The following is a 15,858-nucleotide window of genomic DNA, read 5'->3' on the forward strand; positions in this document are numbered from 1 at the left end:
TCAAGCACGGGTCAAGTTAGGGTGGAGGCCATGGACACTCCCGCTCAATCCCCCCGCCTTCGCCGCCCCCAGGCCGAACGCAGCGCCGACACCCGCGCCAAGCTCATCCAGGCGGCCATCACCTGCCTCTATCGGACGGGCTACAGCGCCACGACCGTCTCCAGCGTCGCCGACGAGGCCGGGGTCAGTCGGGGGGCCATGACCCACCAGTTCCCCGCCAAGACCGACCTGATGCTGGCGGTCGTCCAATCGGTCTTCGAAAGCGACTCGGCCGCCTACAACGCCACCATCCTGGAGATGGAGCCGGCGCGGTGGCTCGTGGCCCTGCCGCAGACCATGTGGAGCGTCATCAGCCGCCCCTCCGGCATCGCGGTGATGGAGATCATGCTGGCCTCGCGGTCCGAGCCGGATCTCGCCGAAAAGCTGCGCGCCCAGCAAAAGCGCATCGACGAACGCGCCCACGAATGGAGCGCCGAACGCGTCCGCGCCGCGGGCCTGGAGCCCGCGCCCGAAGCCGAGGCCATTCACGAGCTCTACGTCGCCGCCGTTCGCGGCCTCGCCCTCGAGGCGGTGTTCATGAACAACGCCGACGGCGTGCAGCGCTCGCTGCGCGTCCTGAGCGACATGATGCGCCGCTTCTATCCCGACATCGAAGACAAGCTTTAGGAGCCTGCCCGTTGACGTCCTCGTATCCTCGCCCCGTTCCCGAAGGCTTTCTCTGGGGAACCGCGATCTCCGCGCATCAGAGCGAGGGCGCCAACGTCAATTCCGACGTCTGGCTGTGTGAGAACGTCACGCCGACCATCTTCGCCGAACCGTCCTTCGACGCCTGCGACAGCTATCACCGCTATGGCGAGGACATCGCCATCGCCGCCGACCTGGGGTTCAACTGCCACCGGATCGGCATCGAGTGGGCCCGGATCGAACCGGAGCCCGGCCAGTTCTCGATCGCCGCCCTCGACCACTATCGCCGCGTCCTGGAGGCCTGCCATGCGCGCGGCCTCAAGCCGATGGTCACCTATAACCACTTCACGGTCCCAAGCTGGTTCGCCGCGCGCGGCGGCTTCGAGGTCGCCGACGGGGCGGACCTCTTCGCGCGTTTCGCCGGCCGGGCCACCGAGCATCTCGGCGACCTGATCAGCTATGCGTCGACCTTCAACGAGGCCAACATCCAGCGCCTGATCGGCCTGTTGCGGCGTGGCGGCGACAGGCAGAAGGGCATCGAGGCGATGATCGCCGCCTGCGCCAAGGCCTGCGGCTCGGAGCGTTTCTCGTCCCTGTTGTTCGCGCCGGTCGAGGCCTGCGAGCCCGTGCTGCTGGACGCCCACGCCAAGGCCGTCCAGGCCATGAAGGCCGGGCCTGGCGACTTCCCGGTCGGGCTGACCCTGACCATGCAGGACGTGCAGGGCGTCGGCGAAGGCCACCAGGCCGAGACCTTGATCGACATGCTGTACGGCCCCTGGCTGGAGGTCGCGCGCGCCGCCGACTTCGTCGGCGTCCAGACCTACACCCGGGTGCTGGTCGGTCCGCAAGGACAGCTGCCGCCGCCCAGGGACACGGAGATGACCGGGGCCGGCTATGAGTTCTATCCTCAGGCGCTCGGCGGCACGATCCGCCTGGCCCACGAGCGCATCGGTCGGCCCATCTACGTCACCGAGAGCGGCGTCGCCACGCACGACGACGCGCGGCGGATCGCCTATCTCGACGGCGCCCTGGCGCAGGTCCGCCAGTGCCTGGACGACGGCATCGACGTGAAGAGCTTCATCTGCTGGTCGCTGCTGGACAACTTCGAATGGACGCGGGGCTATGAGGAGCGGTTCGGCCTGGTGCACGTCGACTACGAGACCTTCGCCCGCACGCCCAAGCCCAGCGCCCGTCACCTGGGCGCGATCGCCCGCGCGGGGCTGATCTGATGGCGCCGGTCGTCACGGCCGCGCCCGAGGAGGTCGGGCTGTCCGCCGACGGTCTGGCCAAGGTCGACGCCGCGGTCCAGGCCCAGATCGACGCGGGTACGATCGCCGGAGCGGTCACGCTCGTCGCGCGCCACGGCCGAGTGTGCCACGTCCACGCCATGGGCCTGCAGAACATCGAAGCCGGCCAGGCCAGCCGGATCGACGGCCTCTACCGCATCTTCTCGATGACCAAGCCGGTGACGGCGGTGGCGATGATGATCCTGTGGGACGAGGGCCTGTGGCGTCCGGAGGACCCGATCGACAAGCACCTGCCCGAGTTCGCCGGGGCGCGGGTGTTGGCCGGACTGGAGGCGGACGGATCGACGCGCCTGGAGCCGGCCGCCCATCCGCCGACCCTGCTGAAACTGCTGACCCACACGGCGGGTCTCAGCTATGGCACTGCCCTCTCCGACCCGAACGATCCGATCGACAAGGCCTATCGCGCCGCCCAGGTGTGGCAGGCGGGTGATCTTGCGCAGATGATGGCGCGGCTGGGGCCGTTGCCCCTGGCCTACCAGCCCGGAACCTCCTGGCGCTACAGCATCGGCATGGACGTCCAGGGCGCCCTGATCGAGCGCCTGACCGGCCAGTCCCTGCCGCAGTTCATGCAGGATCGGATCTTCGCGCCCCTGGGCATGACCGACACCGCCTTCCATACGCCGCCCGAGAAGGCCGACCGGCTGGCCGCCCTCTATCTGAAGGCCGGCGACGCGCCCCTGACCGCCATCGCCAATCCGCTGCGGCCGGACTGCGACGCCCCGCCCAGGCTGGCGATGGGTGGCGGCGGCCTGGTCTCGACGATCGGCGACTATGCCCGCTTCGCCCAGATGCTGCTCGGCAAGGGCGAACTGGACGGCCGGCGGATCATTTCCCCGCAAGCCGCGACGCTGATGATGTCCAACCATCTCCCCGACGCCCTGATGGAGAAGGGCTTCGTGGCCGGTCACCAGCGCATCCGGCCGGGCTTCGGCTTCGGGTTCAACGGCGTGGTCTTCACCGATCCGCAAGCCGCGGGCGTTCCGGTCGGCCAGGGCACGTACCAATGGGACGGCGCGGCCGGTACGTTCTTCTGGGTCGATCCGGCCAACGATCTGCTGCTGGTGACCATGACCCAGCACCTGTCCTACGCCGCGCCCCCGCTCCAGGCCCAAACCCAGGTGTTGATGGCCGAAGCGATCATGTCTTGAGACGTCGATTGAAACGCCCTCACGGCATGGTCATCGGCGGCCACGAGACCTCGAAGACACCCGCCAGGCGCGCGCCATCGCCCGGATCGACGTGGCTTGGGCGCGGCGACGCTGCATGACAAGGTCCCTGGACCAGGGTGTCGGGGATTCATTTTTCCGATAGCCGCCGACGCGCCACGCCACGCACCATGACGCTGGCCACCGCGCCGTCCGCGCCACGTTCGAACACGACCGGCGTTCCGCCCTGGTTCTCCACGAAACGGTCCGGCCCCTGCGGCACGAGTTCGGCGATCTCGCCGACAAACGACAGCACCCGCAGCGTGTCGCCCCGGGACGACCGCGTCAGCCTGATCTCGTCATAGCTGGAGGCATAGACGCCCTCGTAGCCGGCCATCACCGCCGCCGGCAGCTCGACCGGCGAGACCCGCGTCGGCTCGAAGCCCGGCCAGCCGTAGGCCTCGGCGATCGCCTGCACCAGCTCGCCGACCAGGACTCCGCCCTTGTCGGCGTTGGTCATCACCACCACCCCCTGACGACGCTCCGGAAACCCGATCAGCATGCCACGGAACCCGTCGTTGGAACCGCCGTGGAAGAAGCGCAGGTCCCTCCCCTCGCCCGCGACGCCCACACCCAGGCCCCAACCGCCGAGCCCCGGGGTGAGCATGGCCCGGGCGGTCTCCGGGCGCAGCACCGCGCCCGGCTCCCCGCGATAGGCGCCCTCCAGGGCGATGAGCCACAGGGCCAGATCCGAAGGCGTGGTCCAGAGGCCGGCGGCGGCCAATTCCGGATAGGTATGGAATCGCCCGGGGGTCATCTGGCCTTCGCCGCGGTATCCGCTGGCCGCCGCATCGCCGAGCCTCGACGGGAGCGGTTGCCGATAGCCGCTCGCCTTCATGCCCAGCCGGCCGAGGATTCTGCGGTCCATCAGCACGGCGAAGTCCTCGCCGGAAGCATCGCTCATCAGTTGCTGGAGCACCGTATAGCCGCCGCCGGAGTAGCGGTAAGCAAGCCCCGGCGGCTGATCGACGACGACCGGAACGGTCCTGGCCGGAGCCGCGCCATCGAGGATCTGCGAAACCGTCGGGATCGCCTCGCCGGGCCCGTAACCGGGAAAGCCGCCGACCGTCAGCCCGGCCGTGTGGCCAAGCAACTGGCGGAGCGTCACGGGCGCGGCCATGGTCAAGGCGTTCTCGGGTATCTTCCAGCCCTTGAGGCGGGCGTTCACCGGCCTGTCCAAGGTCAGTACGCCGTCATCGACCATGGCCAGCGCCGCGGTGGCGGCGACCGGCTTGCTCATCGAGGCGGCCTGGAAGAGCGTATGGACGTCGGCGCGCCTGCCGCTCGAAAGGTCCGCCACACCCCAGGTGCGCGTCCAGGCGATGCGGCCCTGATCGACGAAGGCGATGCTGACCGCCGGCACGGAGAGCGCCTTCATCTGGTCGATGAGGCGCGCCGGCGGATAGTCGCGCCCGACCACCTGCACCTTCGGCCGCAGGCCCGCTTCGATGCGTGCGACCTGCTGGTCGTCCCGAGCGCCGGCCGCGGCGGCGCCGAAGCCGAGCCCGGAGATCAGCAGGCCGGTCAGCAGCCGGCGCGTCGCAGCGAACATGTCGCCTCCCGATCAGGTTCTGAAGTGAGACGTCACGCGCCAGGGACGGGGTTCGACCCGCCCCTGGCGCGGTCCCGGCGCGCGGACCGCGGGGAGGCTGGAGCACCCGGCCTGATTGCATCAGGCCAGGTGCTCCAGTTCTCCATTTCAACGCATTTTCTTCACGCGAACCGGCATCCACTTCGCTCGAAAATGCTCTAGTAGCGCGCCTTGAACTGGAAGCCCCAGTAGCCGCCGGGGGACTGGACGAAGTTGTGCACCAGGCCCGCCGAGAGCTGGCCGTTCACCAGATAGTAGCGCTGGTTGAAGACGTTCTTCCCGAACACCGCGACCTCGTACTTGCCGCTTGGGTCGGTGACCGCCGCGCGCAGGTTCACCAGCGAGGCGTCGCCCGTGTAGAACTGCGGCGCGTTGGATGGCTGGCTGTAGGCCTTGTCGATCCACTGGTGCTCGGCCCGCAGCGCGACCGCATGGTCCTTCACGTCGAACTCGTAGTCGATGGAATGGAAGGAGGTGAACGCGTTGGCGCCGGCCAGCCGGTTGCCGCGATAGTTCACGCCGGCGACGATGTAGTCGCCGTATTCCGGCTTCTGGTAGGAAAGGGCGCTGGTCAAGGTCAGGCCCCGGACCGGCTTGAAGGTGATGTCGCTCTCGATCCCCCGGCTCTTCACCTTGCCCGACAGCAGCACCAGCGCGTTGTTGATCGTCGAGCGGGTCAGCAGGTTCTTGTAGTCGTAGGCGTAGGCGGCGAGGTTCACCCGCAGCTTTCGGTCGAACCATTCCGACTTGAGGCCGCCCTCGTAGCTCCAGACCTCTTCGGGCGCATAGGCCGGATCGGCCGGCCGGCCGGCGTCGAACCCGCCCGACTTGTAGCCGTTGGTCACGCTGAAATAGGCCAGCACGTCCGGCGTGAAACGGTAGTCGATGGCCACGCGCGGGGTCAGCTTGCTGAAGGTCTTGCCGCGATAGACGGTCCCGACGGTCGGCTGATAGACGCCCTTGCCGAGGATCGCGGTGAACGGGCTGGTGAGCGCGTTGGTGTTCACCTGCTGGTCGACCGAGTCGTAGGTGTAACGCAGCCCCGCCGTGACCTTCAGGCGTTCGGTCAGCGCGTAGTTCGCCTCGCCGAAGACCGCGGCGCTCTCGGTGACCTGGCGCTGGCTACGGGTCTGCGAGGCGCTGAGCGTGGGCGGCGCGCTGATGCCGAACAGGTTGAGCAGGCCGGCCTCGGCCGTGATCGTCATGTCTTCCTTGGCCCGCTCGCGATAGTAGCTCGCGCCCGCCAGCCAGCTCAGCGGCCCGCCGCCGTTGGAGACCGCGCGGAACTCCTGGGAATACTGCTGGAAGCCCTGCGGGTTCTGCTCGCGCAGCAGGCTGAGGCTGGTGCGGTCGGTGTCGGCGGTGACGAACCACTGGTCGTAGCGATAGCCGGTGATCGAGCTGAGGGTGGCCGCCTCCAGCGCCCAGTCGGCGCGCAGGCTCACCCCACGCGTCGCGACCTTGCGCAGGGTGTCGGCGTTCTGGGAGATCGGATCGTGGAAGCCCGGCGTGGTGTTGCCCTTCAGGGGCAAGCTGTTCTTCTGCTGCAGGCTGTCGCCGCGCAGGTTGCCGAGGTCGGCGCTGAGCAGGAAGGTCAGGTCGTCGCTGGCCAGGACCTTCACCTGTCCGCGAACCGCCACGGTCTTCTCCGCGCCGACATGGGTGCGCTTGTAGCTGTTCCAGTAGCGGGCGTCGGAGTCGTCATATTGCGCCGCGACGCGGGTCATCACCCGATCGGAGATCGGCAGGTTGACCACCCCGGTGATCTGCTTCTCGACCGGGCCCAGCTGCCCTTCGGCATAGGCCTCGAACTCGCCGACCGGCTTGCGGCTGACCACGGCGATCGCGCCGCCGATGGTGTTGCGGCCAAAGAGCGTCCCCTGCGGTCCCTTGGCCACTTCGACCCGTTCGATGTCCAGCAGGGCCAGATTGTTGAGGCCGGGCCGGCCCATATAGATGTCGTCGATGAACACCGGGACCGCGGTCGAACCCTCCAGTGTCGTCCCGCCCGAGCCGATCCCGCGGACCTTGAACGCGCCGAACCGCATGCCCGGACCCGAGCCGGTCGTCAGGCCGGGCACATAGGTCCCCAGATCCTGAAGGTCCTTCATCGCGGCCTTCTCGACGATGGCGGGCGTCACCACCCCGATGGCGATCGGCACATCCTGCAGGCGCTGCTCGCGGCGCTGGGCGGTGACGACGATCTCGTCGACGCTGGCCGCCGCCCCGGTCGCGTTCTGGGCCAGAGCGGCGGGCGCGGCGGCCAGGAGCGCCGACACGCTGGCGGCGGCGAACGCAGTCCACGTTGATGAATTCCGTACGCCACGGCCGATCCCCCTGTTTTTTGATCGCGGGTTTGTCCCGCCTGGAGGATGGGTAGGCGATGGAAAATTCTCTTGCAAGAAAATTTTTCAACATAGGCGCGCTTGCAAGGTCAGCGTGCGGATGGAACGCCTTCCACCCTGGCGAATGGCGGCTGACCGGATCAGGCGGAGAGACGCGGCGCGGCCGGCTCAGGCGTTCAGGTTGACCGAGACGATCCAGGCGTCGCCGTCGCCGACATTGAGGTAGGCGTGGCCCATTCGGCTGTCGATATAGACGCCGTCGCCGACATTCAGCCTGCGCGGCTCATAGAACTCGGTATGGACCTCGACGACCCCCTGGACGACCAGGATGAACTCCTCGGCGTCGTGCCGCAGAAGATCGCCGAATTCCTCCAGCGACCGCGCCTTGCACTGGCAATGGATCGGCACCATCGCCTTGGCCCGCAGGTCATTGCACAGATATTTGTAATTGTAGTTCTGGGTCTCGACCAGGAGGCCCGATCCCTTGGGCGCCCAGCTGATCCGGGCCGACGGCTGGTTCCTCAGCGCCTCTTCCGGGGTTTCGGGAGACAGGAACTCCGAGAAGCTGACCTCGAACGCCTCGGCGATCTGCTGGATCCGGTCATAGTTGAGCGTCAACGCGCCGTGCTCGACCTTGGAGAGGGTCGACAGCGGAATGTCGGACTTCTCGCTCAGGACCGCCAGGCTCCATTTGCGCGACTTGCGAAGCGCCTTGATGCGGGGCCCCAGGGGACCGCTTCGCTTGCGACCGACTTCCATGACTATCCCTCGGATGCTCCGGGCGGCGCCGAAGCGTAGAATTCTCTCGTGGATAGCCCCCGCCGGTCGCGGCGTCAAAGTTCGACCACGCCGTTTCTGATCGGAGAGAATGCGATCGGCGCTAGATCGACGCCGGCTCCCGGACCCGAGGCCAGTAGTCGGCGCTTCGCTTCTGAAATGGAATGGCGGCCATGTCGCCCATGATCGCCCCCGGCCCGGCGATGTGAAGGATCTCGGCCGAGATGGGCGCGAAGGCTGCGTAGAAGTGGTTGTAGGACTTGACCACCGCGATCCGCAGGGCGCCGATATCGAGGCCCAGTTCGGTGAACACCATCGGGCTGAACCCCTGCATCCGCCGCGCGCACAGGACCACGTGGATGTCGGCGCCCACGATCTCGATCCAGGCCGCCGCCCCCAGGCTGACGATCTCCGCCGAGTAGGACGGGGTGCGCAGGTCCTGGCTCAGGCCGCGAACCTTGATCCGCAGATCGAGGGGCTGGCCCGACGCCGAGCAGGCCTTGCCGCCGACCCGCAGATCCAGTTCACCCCCGACGCCCGCCTCGTGGCAAAACCCGACCGCGACGGGATCCCAGAGCGGACCGAGGCACGCGCCGCCCATGCCGCGCTCCAGCAACCGGGCGAGCACATAGGTGGAATCCCCCGGCGCGCCCCCGCCCGTGTTGTCGGCGGTGTCGGCTAGGACCACCAGGCCGGGCGGCGCCGAAGCGACGCGATCGAGCGCCTCGTCGATCCCAAGCCCCCTGAAGGCGACGCGATCGCGCAGCGCCCAGAAATCGGCGCCCAGCCGCCGCGCATGGGCCGCCGCGGCCGGCGCATCGCCGTCGGTGTAGACCAGAACCTTGGCGCTGTTGTCGGGCACGTCGCCCCACGGAAAGCCATGGGCCAGCGAAACCGACAGCACGTTCGGCTGGCGCTCCAGCCCGCTCATGCCGTCGACAAAGGCCCGCATGCTCGGCGTCTGGGTGAAGTACAGCCCCACCATGCCGCAGTCGTGCAGGCCAAGGACCGGCCGCACCTCGCCCGCGGCGGTGTCGACGACCAGGCGATAGAGCTCGCGCGCCCGATCGAGCCCGTCGGTATGGGGATACTCCTTGAAGGCGATCAGCAGGTCGGCGCCCCGCGCCATCGCCGGGCTGACGTGGCAATGCAGATCCAGTTCCGCGCCGATCGCCACCGATGGGCCCACGATATCGCGCAGCCGGCCGATCAGATCGCCTTCGCAATCGTCATAGCCGTCGGCGACCATGGCTCCGTGGAGCAACAGCAGAACGGCGTCGAAAGGCCCCTGCTCGGCCGCGTCGCGCAGAATCTCGTCACGCAGCGCCTCGTAGACGGCGCGGACCGTCGGCCCGGCGGGCTGGGCGAAGGTGGCGACGCTGTGGACGACCTCGTGGCCCTCGGCCCGGGCCAGTTCCTCCCACAGCAGCATCGGCGCGGTGACCACGCCGGGCGTCAGTCCCTCGCGACCACGCTGGATCCCGAACTCCTCGAACGCCGCCCACCCGGTGGGCATCGGCGAGAAGGTGTTCGTCTCGGTCATCAGGGCCGCGGTCAGGATGCGCATGTCGGAACTCTTGGTCGAACAATTTCTCTGAAACGGTGTATTTCTCTTATCGGAGAAGTTCAAGCGTGATACCGCGGAGCAAGGTCCGATCGCGGAGTTCGCATGCCCAAAGACGCCTCCCCAGGCTACCCCACCCCGGCCAAGGCCTGGACCGCCCTGGCCGTCCTGGTCGGCGGCGTGCTGCTGGCCTTCGTGGATCGCCAGATCCTGTCGCTGCTGGTCGATCCGATCCGCGCCGACCTTCAGCTGACGGACACCCAGATCGGATTGTTGCAGGGCCCGGCCTTCGCCCTCTTCTACGCGGCCGCCGCCCTGCCGCTCGGCGCGATGGTGGATCGTCACAGCCGCCGCAACATCCTGGTCGGCGGCGTGCTGCTCTGGACCCTGGCGACCGCCCTGTGCGGCCTGGCGGTCGATTTCCCCACGCTGTTCGCTTGCCGGGTCGGCGTCGCCGTCGGCGAGGCCTGCCTCATCCCGGGCGTGCTGTCGTACCTGGGCGATGTGTTCTCGCCCCGACGCAAGCCCTATGCCTTCGCCGTCTACATGGTGGTGGTGCTGGTCGGCTCGAGCCTGTCGATCGCCGCCAGCGGCACGCTGATCAGCGCCGTCGAGTCGACCGGCTTCCATCTCGGCCCGGTGACGGAGTCCTGGCGCATCGCCTTCCTGCTGGTGGCCGCGCCCGGCCCGCTGGTCGCCCTGGCCTTCGCCGCGCTCGGCGAGCCCGCCCGCCAGGACCGCAGCCCCCAGGGCGACGTTCAGGACGGCCTGCCGCGCCAGCGCCTGATCACCCTGGCCTGGCTGGTTCCCGGGCTGGCCCTGGCGAGCGTGGCGTTTCAGATGACCCTGGCCTGGCTGCCCACCGTCCTGGTCCGCGAGCATGGCTGGTCCGGCGGCGAGGCGGGACGGGTGCTGGGGCTCAGCATCGCCGCCGTCAGCCTGGTCGTCGGCCTGGCGGCGGCGGTCGCGCCCGGGCTGGTGAAGCACCGCCATGGCTCGCTGCTCGCCTGGGCCGCCCTGACCATGCTGGCCGGCGCCCCGTTCGCGCTTCTGACCACCTCGCCCGCCCCGTTCTCGGCGGTGTTCGCCGCCACGGCCGCGGCGGGCTCGGGCCTGCTCGCCTACAGCCTCGCGCCCGTGCTGACCCAGGCCCTGGCCCCCAACCGCTACTGGGGGCGGACGGCGGCGGCCTTCAAGCTTGTCGAGTCCGTCGTCGTCGCGATCGGCGCGGTGGCCATCGGAGCCGGCTCGGACGCCATGGGCGCGGGCGGCCTGGCCAGGATGCTGGCCGGCATCGTCGGCGTGTCCCTGTCCCTGGGCGCCCTCTGCCTGCTTGTCGCCCGCGGCCGCCTGCGGCGGTCCTCCGCGGCGCCGTCCGAGCCGGCGCTCGAAACGCCCTAGCTCAAACGCCGCGGAAGTGATCGAAGAAGGCGGCGACGGCGCGGCGGTCGGCCCCGCTCGAAACGAGCAAGGCGATGGCGATGCGCGCCTTCAAGGCGTCGAGCGTCCCCGCCGGGATCAGGCCGCGCGCGATGAGGTCCATCTCTCCGCCGACGTATCCGTAGGTCCGGTTCAGGGTCTCGCCGCCTTGCGTTCGCGCGGCGAAGACCACGGGCTTGCTCGTGGCCACCGCCTCCAGCGCCTCGACGAGGTCGGCCGGGACATGTCCCCCGCCCGGCAGGCTGAGCACCAGGGCGTCGACCTCGTCGGAAGCGTAGCGGGCCAGAGCGCCGGCCTCGAAGCCTGAATAGACATGGACGATCGGGACATGGCTTCCCGCCCCGCCCCATCGCAACTCCGGCGACCGCCGCGCGGGCCGCAGCAGCAGGTGGACGCGATCCTCGACCACCGAGCCCAGCGGACCGAAGGGTTGCGAGGTGAAGGCGTTGAGGCTGCTGGTATGGGCCTTGCGCACCAGCATCGCCGCGTGGATCTCGTCGGCCAGCACGGCGAGCACGCCCAGGCCCCGGGCGCTGGGGCTGGCCGCGACGCGGCATGCGGCCCGCAGGTTGGCCGCGCCGTCCGCCCCCTCGGCGCCGAAGGTTCGCATGGCGCCCGTCAGGACGATCGGCGTATCGGTGCGCAGCAGCAGATCCAGGCAGCAGGCGGTCTCCTCCAGCGTGTCCGTCCCGTGCGCGATGATCACCCCGTCCACGTCGCGGGACTTGGCCAGGGCCGTCTGCGCCAGCAGCGCCATGTCGGCCAGGCTCATGTTCGGGCTCGGCTTGGCGAAGACCTCGGTCACCTCGACGTCGATGGCGCCCCCGATGCGGGCGCCGAGCGCCTGACCGGATATCGATACGTCCGCGCCCCGCCCCTGATTGGTCATGGCGATCGTGCCGCCGGTCGTCAGCAGCGCGATCTTTCTGGGGGCGGTCATAGGCATACGCAACAGATCCATGGGCGAAGGAAGCCGGCGGGAGGTCGACTGGGGTCAGGCGGCCTGGCCGCGGGCGATGGCGTCGATGGTCCGCAGGCAGGCGCGGGCCAGGGCGTCGGTCGTATCGATGCTCACCGCGCGCAGGGCGGGCGGGAAGTCGGGCGCCAACAGCGGCAGTTCGGTGCAGCCGAGGACGACCGCATCGCAGCCCGCGTCCAAAAGTTCGCGCACCTGGCCGATCACCGCCGGCAGCGCGCGGTCGAGCCGGCCGGCCTTGATGTCCTCGATGGCCCGCATCACCGCGGCCTGGTCGCGAGCCGTGCGCGTGGCGATCCCATGGGCGTCCAGCCGCCGCTGGTAGATTCGCGCCTGCACCGTGCCGGTGGTGGCCAGCAGCCCGACGCTCCCGGGCAGCCGTCGCGCCTTCAGCTCGCTGGCGACGGCGTCGACGATGTGGACCAGGGTCAGGTCGGTGGAGGCCTGGAGCTCGTCGAACCAGTGGTGGGCGGTGTTGCAGGGGATCGCCGCGCAGCTCGCCCCCGCCCGGGCCAACATCGCCAACCCTTCGCGCATGGCGGGCAGCGGGCTCTCGCCATGACCGAGGATCGCGGCGGTGCGGTCCGGAACCTGCGACGCCGAGAAGGTCAGGACCGGCCAATGGTCCTGGTCGACGTCAGCCGGGGTGTTCGCCTGCAGCTTGCCCAGGAAGTCCAAGGTCGCGGCCGGTCCCATCCCGCCGAGCACGCCAATCAGGGTGCCGGCCGGTCGCCCGCCTTCGCCGCGCGCCGACCGACGCAACCCCGCGCGCGCGCCATGAACTTGGTGTGCCGGCATGCGGGGGCCATCTCCGAAAACTCTCTCCTGAGAATAATTCTCTAAACAGAAAAATGTCAACGATGTTCGGCGCCGACCCGGGCCCGACACCTCGCGCGGCGCGGGGTTCGCCAAGTCTGCGTCGGCCGTCAGGCGCCATTTCGATTGCAACGGAGCCAGTCGCCCCGCGAGCCCCGCTTCACGGAGCCTGAACTTCTGAAACTTGCGATCCGCTATCGCCAGTATGCGCCCCAGCGCTACTCCAGGATGTCGGCCGACGAGATCACCGAGACCAGCTCGGCCTGGCGATGCACGCCGACCTTGATCATGGCCGAGGCCATCTGAACGCGCAGGGTGTTGATGCTGACATGGCGCTCGACGGCGATCTCGACCGGCTCGCGCCCCTGGACGACCCTGGAAACGATCTCGGCCTCCGCCGGCGAAAAGTTGAACATCATCCGCGCCCGCTCGGCCAGGCGCGGCGAAGCCCGGCCGACTTCGCGCACGGTGATCAGGGCGCAGCGAAAACTGCCCTCGCCGGTCGAGAACGGCTCGATCAGCAGCACCAGCGGCTTGGCGCTGCGCGACCGGTGAATCAGCATCGCTCCGGCGTGTCCCTGGCGAACCGCCGCGGCGATACGGCTATGCAGGGCTTCGGCCTCGAAATCGCTTTCGGTGGTCAACAGTCCGCCGTTCTCGGCCAGGCCGTCGCCTCGCGTCACGTAGCCCCAGGCCAGATCGTTGGCGGCATAGGCGCAACCTTCGCTGTCGGTGACGATGACGCCGAAGTTCACCAGGTTGAGGATGGCGTTGGCGACATGCGCCTCGAAGACGCCGCGCTCGACAGCCGTATCCACGACTTCAATCATCTTTCTCAGCCCCATCCGCGCACCCTCGCTACGTCTTCTCCTGCTTGCCTGACCGTCGCGAAGCGTTTGTGGGAAAGGTGAGCACGAAACGTAAAATTGTTTCAGAGTATTCACTCAACCACAAAGAATAGACACTTCATAGGCGAACAGAACAAAGCCTCCTTTCACCATTTGATGCTAACCATGAGCTAAAATCGCACCCCAAATTGGGTAGCTAAAAATGCTATTATTGAGACTCTGGGACAATAAATTCCATCCATAAGACGAAATTTCGCCTAGTAAGATATATATACGTAAAAACAGCAAAATTCGCCGATCTTCATTTGAGCAGTTCGATATGCACCAAGTGACGGGTGACCGTCAGCAGACCGGAGTTCCAGCCGGCGTACAGCGCGCCTACCGCGATCGCCACGCCGTAGGGCAGGCCCGCCCGAGGCCGGGGCCACCCCGAGGCGACCAGCAACCCCTCGTAGGGCCGAACGGCCAGGGCCGTGACCGCCAGCACCCCGCCCGTCAGCGCGGTGGCCACCAACAGCAGCAGCAGGTTGTCCATCCCGGCGAACAGCGCCGCCGCGGCCAACAGCTTGACGTCGCCGGCGCCCATCACCCGGCCGACGAACATCGGAAAGCCGACGACCAGGGCCAAGGCGAAGGCGGCCAGGCAGGATAGCCAGCCGGGGGCCAGCCAGCCCTGCGTCAGCCCGACCAGGAACACGCCCACCAGCCCGACGACCGTCCAGTTGGGAATCCGCCGCGCCCAGATGTCGTAGCCGGCCGCCAGCAGCAGGAGACCGGCATAGGCGATCGACCAGGTCAGCCGGACATAGTCAATTTCCATCGCCGACCCCGCGCCCGGCCTGGGCCTTGAGGCTGATCGCCAGCTTGCGGTTCTCGCTGGCCAGCGGGTAGTAGGCGCCGCGCGCCTGGCCGGCCTCGTCCAGCAATGTCATCGCCTTCTCGTAGTCGCCGCGCAGCAGCGCCGCGAAGCCGGCGTTGTTGAGCAGGGCGGCGGAATCGTCCTTGCCCGCCCCGCGCGCCGAGGCGCGGCCGTAGTCGCCCTGCAGGGCCAGGACCAGCCTCAGATTGCCGCGCGCGGCGGTCAGGTCGGGCCGCTTCTCCAGCGCCGCCACGAAATCGGTCGAGGCCTCGCCCAGGCGTCCCTGCAACATGCGCGAATAGCCCCGGTTGTTCAGCGCCAAGGCGTCGCGGCCCGAGGCGTCCAGCGCCCGAGCGTAGGCCGCCTCGGCGTTGACCCAGTCGTGGCGGCGGTCGTATTCGCGGCCCAGGCCGTTCCAGGCCCGCCAGAGGTTCGGATCCCGGGTCGTCGCCGCCGACAGGGCGGTGACGGCCGCGGCCGCCTGTCCTTGGGCGGAAAGGGCCAGCCCCTCACCCTGGAGCGTCCTGGCGGCGAACGCCCCGTCGGCCGGAACCTGGCGAAAGGCGGCCAGGGCCGCGTCGTAGTCGCCGCGAGCCAGGCGGGTCTCGCCCATCAGCACCAGGAAACGGGGATCCTCGGCGCCGCCCATGAGGGCGTTGTTGAGCAGGCCGGTCGCGTCCACCGTCCGCCCTTCGGCCAGGGCCGCCTCGACGGCGGCCACGACCGCGTCCCGCGCGGCGGGGGCCTGTCCGGCGGAGGCCGCCGGCGTCGGCGTCGCCGACTTCGACCACGGCCATGCCCCCGCCGCCCAGCAGGGCGACCCGACGATGATCGCGACGCCGCAGACGGCGCCGAGCAGGAAAGCGCGCTTCATGCCTTGGTCCTCGGAAGGGTGGGAGATGTCACGGCCGCCGAGTCGGGCGACGCGGCGGGGTTCGACGCCCCGGCCGGTACGGGCGCCGGACCGGCGGCCGGCGCGAGCGGCGGCGTGGCCGCCTGGAGCGTCGGCGAGCTTGCCTTCAGCCCCCGGAGTCGCGCCGAATAGGCGATGTTGTGGGCGACGATCGCCGAGTTCGGATCGGCCTGGAGGGCGCGGGCATAGTACCGGCCGCTGAGGTCGAAACGGCCCAGTTCGTCATAGACCACGCCCTGGGCGTTCAGCACCCGGACGTCGCCCGGGGCACGGGCGGCGGCCACCTGCAGCAGGTCCAGCGCCAGGGCGTAGTCGCGCGCCCGGATCGCGTCGGCCGCCCGCGCGTAGAGCCGGTTGACCACCGCGGCGGGATCGGGCGGGGCCAGGTCGGGGTTGGGCACGGCGCGGATGCGGACATCCATCGGCGCCCGGCTGGCGAGCTGCCCCTGTCCGGTCAGCCGTCCCCAGATCGAACACCCCCCCAGCGCCGGAAGCACCAGGCAGCAGCACGCCGTCAGCAGGAAGCGTCGCAT

14 protein-coding genes are annotated in these 15,858 nt (G+C 69.1%); 4 read left to right on the forward strand and 10 right to left on the reverse strand.

The genetic code is table 11. The annotated features are described in order from the left end of the window. The first annotated feature begins 30 nt into the window (after window positions 1–30). Genes PMI01_RS21285 through PMI01_RS21295 form a run of 3 tightly spaced genes read left to right on the forward strand, consistent with a single transcriptional unit; the run spans window position 31 to window position 3,139 of the window. Entirely contained in the window at window positions 31–666 is a 636-nt protein-coding gene (locus PMI01_RS21285; protein WP_035037604.1) for a TetR/AcrR family transcriptional regulator, read from the forward strand. Window positions 667–677: 11 nt separating this feature from the next. Next, window positions 678–1,913, forward strand: a complete 1,236-nt coding sequence (locus PMI01_RS21290) for a glycoside hydrolase family 1 protein (protein ID WP_007674026.1) — start codon at window positions 678–680, stop codon at window positions 1,911–1,913. Further along, window positions 1,913–3,139, forward strand: a complete 1,227-nt coding sequence (locus PMI01_RS21295; protein WP_007674032.1) for a serine hydrolase domain-containing protein — start codon at window positions 1,913–1,915, stop codon at window positions 3,137–3,139. Before PMI01_RS21290 ends, PMI01_RS21295 begins: the two co-directional genes overlap by 1 nt. Window positions 3,140–3,287: 148 nt before the next feature. Here the strand turns inward: PMI01_RS21295 and PMI01_RS21300 are convergent, their stop codons facing one another. The 4 genes from PMI01_RS21300 to PMI01_RS21315 all read right to left on the reverse strand — a co-directional run bounded on the left by PMI01_RS21300 (window position 3,288) and on the right by PMI01_RS21315 (window position 9,476). Beyond that, window positions 3,288–4,748: a serine hydrolase domain-containing protein gene (locus tag PMI01_RS21300; protein WP_007674037.1), complete on the reverse strand. Its 1,461-nt coding sequence runs from the start codon at window positions 4,746–4,748 to the stop codon at window positions 3,288–3,290. 197 nt (window positions 4,749–4,945) lie between these two features. Next, the gene (locus tag PMI01_RS21305; protein ID WP_007674040.1) at window positions 4,946–7,066 is read right to left on the reverse strand and encodes a TonB-dependent receptor; all 2,121 of its coding nucleotides are present in this window, start codon (window positions 7,064–7,066) and stop codon (window positions 4,946–4,948) included. 234 nt (window positions 7,067–7,300) lie between these two features. Then, complete coding sequence (locus PMI01_RS21310; RefSeq protein WP_007674044.1) at window positions 7,301–7,891, reverse strand: helix-turn-helix domain-containing protein; 591 nt, start codon at window positions 7,889–7,891, stop codon at window positions 7,301–7,303. Window positions 7,892–8,012: 121 nt separating this feature from the next. After that, window positions 8,013–9,476 (reverse strand): M81 family metallopeptidase, encoded by a 1,464-nt coding sequence (locus PMI01_RS21315; RefSeq protein WP_007674047.1) that lies wholly within the window; start codon window positions 9,474–9,476, stop codon window positions 8,013–8,015. 102 nt (window positions 9,477–9,578) lie between these two features. On the opposite strand from PMI01_RS21315, the gene PMI01_RS26200 reads away from it, so the two are divergent. Further along, entirely contained in the window at window positions 9,579–10,874 is a 1,296-nt protein-coding gene (locus PMI01_RS26200; protein WP_007674049.1) for an MFS transporter, read from the forward strand. Window position 10,875: 1 nt separating this feature from the next. Here PMI01_RS26200 and PMI01_RS21325 read toward each other — a convergent pair whose 3' ends face one another. The 6 genes from PMI01_RS21325 to PMI01_RS21350 all read right to left on the reverse strand — a co-directional run bounded on the left by PMI01_RS21325 (window position 10,876) and on the right by PMI01_RS21350 (window position 15,858). Next, window positions 10,876–11,853: an asparaginase gene (locus tag PMI01_RS21325; RefSeq protein WP_035037608.1), complete on the reverse strand. Its 978-nt coding sequence runs from the start codon at window positions 11,851–11,853 to the stop codon at window positions 10,876–10,878. Between the two features lie 54 nt (window positions 11,854–11,907). Next, window positions 11,908–12,687 (reverse strand): aspartate/glutamate racemase family protein, encoded by a 780-nt coding sequence (locus tag PMI01_RS21330; RefSeq protein ID WP_007674053.1) that lies wholly within the window; start codon window positions 12,685–12,687, stop codon window positions 11,908–11,910. 236 nt (window positions 12,688–12,923) lie between these two features. Continuing rightward, window positions 12,924–13,535 carry a helix-turn-helix transcriptional regulator gene (locus PMI01_RS21335; RefSeq protein WP_238537097.1) on the reverse strand — a complete coding sequence of 204 codons (612 nt, stop codon included), beginning with the start codon at window positions 13,533–13,535 and terminating at the stop codon, window positions 12,924–12,926. Between the two features lie 319 nt (window positions 13,536–13,854). Next, on the reverse strand, window positions 13,855–14,373 hold the full coding sequence (locus PMI01_RS26205; RefSeq protein ID WP_007674066.1) for an A24 family peptidase: 519 nt from the start codon (window positions 14,371–14,373) through the stop codon (window positions 13,855–13,857). Beyond that, on the reverse strand, window positions 14,363–15,286 hold the full coding sequence (locus PMI01_RS26210) for a tetratricopeptide repeat protein (RefSeq protein ID WP_007674069.1): 924 nt from the start codon (window positions 15,284–15,286) through the stop codon (window positions 14,363–14,365). The genes PMI01_RS26205 and PMI01_RS26210 overlap by 11 nt, the downstream gene beginning before the upstream one ends. Further along, on the reverse strand, window positions 15,283–15,858 hold the full coding sequence (locus PMI01_RS21350; protein WP_007674071.1) for a tetratricopeptide repeat protein: 576 nt from the start codon (window positions 15,856–15,858) through the stop codon (window positions 15,283–15,285). Before PMI01_RS21350 ends, PMI01_RS26210 begins: the two co-directional genes overlap by 4 nt.

It is taken from the genome of Caulobacter sp. AP07 (genome assembly GCF_000281955.1).
GTDB lineage: Bacteria > Pseudomonadota > Alphaproteobacteria > Caulobacterales > Caulobacteraceae > Caulobacter.

Excerpts from the sequence above, each read along its gene's own strand:
- PMI01_RS21325 (WP_035037608.1), bottom strand. The coding sequence starts at position 11,853 with ATGACCGCCCCCAGAAAGATCGCGCTGCTGACGACCGGCGGCACGATC.
- PMI01_RS26210 (WP_007674069.1), bottom strand. The coding sequence starts at position 15,286 with ATGAAGCGCGCTTTCCTGCTCGGCGCCGTCTGCGGCGTCGCGATCATC.
- PMI01_RS21285 (WP_035037604.1), top strand. The coding sequence starts at position 31 with ATGGACACTCCCGCTCAATCCCCCCGCCTTCGCCGCCCCCAGGCCGAA.
- PMI01_RS21300 (WP_007674037.1), bottom strand. The coding sequence starts at position 4,748 with ATGTTCGCTGCGACGCGCCGGCTGCTGACCGGCCTGCTGATCTCCGGG.
- PMI01_RS21350 (WP_007674071.1), bottom strand. The coding sequence starts at position 15,858 with ATGCGACGCTTCCTGCTGACGGCGTGCTGCTGCCTGGTGCTTCCGGCG.
- PMI01_RS21330 (WP_007674053.1), bottom strand. The coding sequence starts at position 12,687 with ATGCCGGCACACCAAGTTCATGGCGCGCGCGCGGGGTTGCGTCGGTCG.
- PMI01_RS21295 (WP_007674032.1), top strand. The coding sequence starts at position 1,913 with ATGGCGCCGGTCGTCACGGCCGCGCCCGAGGAGGTCGGGCTGTCCGCC.
- PMI01_RS21315 (WP_007674047.1), bottom strand. The coding sequence starts at position 9,476 with ATGCGCATCCTGACCGCGGCCCTGATGACCGAGACGAACACCTTCTCG.
- PMI01_RS26200 (WP_007674049.1), top strand. The coding sequence starts at position 9,579 with ATGCCCAAAGACGCCTCCCCAGGCTACCCCACCCCGGCCAAGGCCTGG.
- PMI01_RS26205 (WP_007674066.1), bottom strand. The coding sequence starts at position 14,373 with ATGGAAATTGACTATGTCCGGCTGACCTGGTCGATCGCCTATGCCGGT.
- PMI01_RS21335 (WP_238537097.1), bottom strand. The coding sequence starts at position 13,535 with ATGATTGAAGTCGTGGATACGGCTGTCGAGCGCGGCGTCTTCGAGGCG.
- PMI01_RS21310 (WP_007674044.1), bottom strand. The coding sequence starts at position 7,891 with ATGGAAGTCGGTCGCAAGCGAAGCGGTCCCCTGGGGCCCCGCATCAAG.